The following is a 2,484-nucleotide window of genomic DNA, read 5'->3' on the forward strand; positions in this document are numbered from 1 at the left end:
GCGGGCACCCGGGCGGCGGGCGAGCCGCCGTATGCCACGCCGTTCGCCGCCGACGCCCTGGCCGCGCTGGCCGCCGCGCACCGCGACCGCGAGCGGCGCCGCCCCGGCCCGCCCGGGCGCTTCGCCCCGGTGTACCTGCTCGATCTGGAGACGCTGCGGGTGAGCCGGGCGCCGCTGGTCCGCGACGCGGAGTGCCAGGAGTGCGGCACGGCCGTCGCGGACACCGCCGAGGGCGCCCGGATCGAGCTGCGGCCGGCGCCCAAGGAGGAGCCGTCCTCGATGCGGCGGCGCGGTGCCGACGCGTACGACCTGCCGCTGGAGCCGTTCGCCAACCCGGTCTGCGGGATGCTCGGCACGTCCGTCGTCCCGGATCTGACGTCCGCCTCGACGTCCTCCGTCGTCGGGTGCTTCACGCTGCGCTCGGGCAGCTACCTGCGGGAGACCTTCTGGGGCGGCCACACCGGCAGGTACGCCCGCAGTGTGCGGGTCGGTGTGCTGGAGGGCCTGGAGCGGCATGCCGGGATGCGCGCCCGGGGAAGGACCACGGCGGTCACCGCCGCATACCGGGACCTGGGCGACGACGCGCTGGACCCGCGCAGCTGCGGCCTGTACTCCGAGGACTTCCACCGCAGGCAGCCGCAGGTGCGGCCGTTCTCGCCGGACCGCCCGATCCGCTGGGTGTGGGGCTGGTCGCTCCGTGACCGGCGCCCGCTGCTGGTGCCGGAGGTGCTGGCGTACTACCACGCGCCCGGCGGCCCGGCGGAGCGGTTCGTCCAGGAGAGCTCCAACGGCTGCGCCTCCGGCGGCTGCCTGGAGGAGGCGGTGCTGTTCGGCCTGCTGGAGGCGGTGGAGCGGGACGCCTTCCTGATCTCCTGGTACGGCCGGGTGCCACTGCCCGAGATCGACCCCGCCACCAGCCGCCGGCCGGCCACCCGCCACCTGGTGGACCGGCTGGCGATGTACGGCTACCGGGCGCGGTTCTTCGACACCCGGATCACCTTCCCGGTCCCGGTCGTCACGGCGGTCGCCCAGCGGACGGACGGCGGCCCGGGCGCGCTCTGCTTCGGCGCCGGCGCGAGCCCCGACCCGGAGGCGGCCCTCGCCGCGGCCCTGGCCGAGATCGCCACCGACGCGGTCAACCTGCCGCGGCGCACCCTGCGCGACCTGGCCCGGCTGCGCGCGATGGCCGCCGACTTCGACCAGGTGCGGGCCCTGCACGACCACCCGCTGCTGTACGGGCTGCCGGAGATGGCCGGCTACGCGGACTTCCTGCTCGCCCCGCGCGCGGCGGACCCGAGCGAGCAGGACCTCATCGGATCCGGCCCGAGCGGGTCCGGACCTCGTCGGCGCGCGGTGGCCGACCTGGCGGGCCCGCACCCCCCGGCGGCCGACGTCCGGGACGACCTGGAGCGGGCGTTGGAGGCGGTGACCGCGAGGGGCTTCGACGTGGTCGTGGTCGACCAGACCACCCCCGAGCAGCGCGAGTCGGGCCTGCACACGGCCGCCGTCCTGGTGCCGGGCCTGATCCCCATCGACTTCGGCCGGTGGCGCCAGCGTGCGCTGCACATGCCGCGCCTGCGCACCGCCCTCCGGGAGGCCGGCCGCCTCGACGGGGATCTGCGCCCCGACGAGCTCAACCCCGCCCCGCACCCCTTCCCCTGACCCCGCCGGGGCCGGCCGGACCGGCCCCGGACACCGCCGACGACCATCGGCCCGCCTCCCCCGGGCGGCTGCAGAGAGGACTCCGCATGGGGTACGCCCACGAGTACGCGGCCGCCGTGATGCAGCGCGCCCGGCATCCGATGGAACCCGCCGACTTCGTCCCCGACTGGTCGGACCGGCCGCGCAAGGAGAAGTACTACCCGGGCGCGGACACCCTGCCACTGCCGCAGGGCGACTACCCCGCATCGGCGACCGTCGCCCGGGCCCTTGCGGCATCCGGCGTCGCGGCAGCGGGAGACGGCGCCTTCTCGCTGCCGCTGCTCTCCGGGATGCTGCTGGACTCGTACGGGCTGACGGGGCGCCGGCTCGCGGTGCAGGCCAACTCCGACCTCGGCGGGCTGCCGCTGCACACCCAGGCCAACTGGTCGCGCGGCACGGCGTCCGGCGGCGGCCTGTACCCGGTGGAGACGACCTGGGTCTGCGGGCCCGGCGGGCCGCTCGTCCCCGGCGTGTACCGCTACTCCCCCGCGCACCACGCCGTGCAGCGCCTGCTCGCGGGCGACGTCTCGGGCGAGGTGCGGGCCGCGCTGGGCGGCGCGGCGGGCACGGCGGACACCGACCAGTTCCTGGTGCTCGGGGTGAAGTTCTGGCAGAACTCCTTCAAGTACAACAGCTTCTGCTACCACGCCGTGTCGATGGACGTCGGCGCCCTGCTGCAGACCTGGCGGATGTGGGCGGGGGGGCGGGGCCCGGGGGGGGGGTGGGCGAGGCGGGTGGTGAGGAGTCGGGGGGGGGGGTTGGTGTGGGGCGCACGCGGGCACT

1 protein-coding gene and 1 pseudogene are annotated in these 2,484 nt (G+C 76.4%); both read left to right on the top strand.

Features of this window, described 5'->3' with window-relative positions:
• Positions 1 to 1,662, top strand: a 1,662-nt coding sequence (locus ACFV0G_RS37410) for a TOMM precursor leader peptide-binding protein (RefSeq protein WP_380557690.1), incomplete at its 5' end; no start/stop codon positions are given.
• Positions 1,663 to 1,748: 86 nt separating this feature from the next.
• Positions 1,749 to 2,484 (top strand): annotated as a pseudogene (locus tag ACFV0G_RS37415) (nitroreductase); the annotation flags it as partial.

This window comes from Kitasatospora sp. NPDC059571, assembly GCF_042735675.1.
GTDB lineage: Bacteria > Actinomycetota > Actinomycetes > Streptomycetales > Streptomycetaceae > Kitasatospora.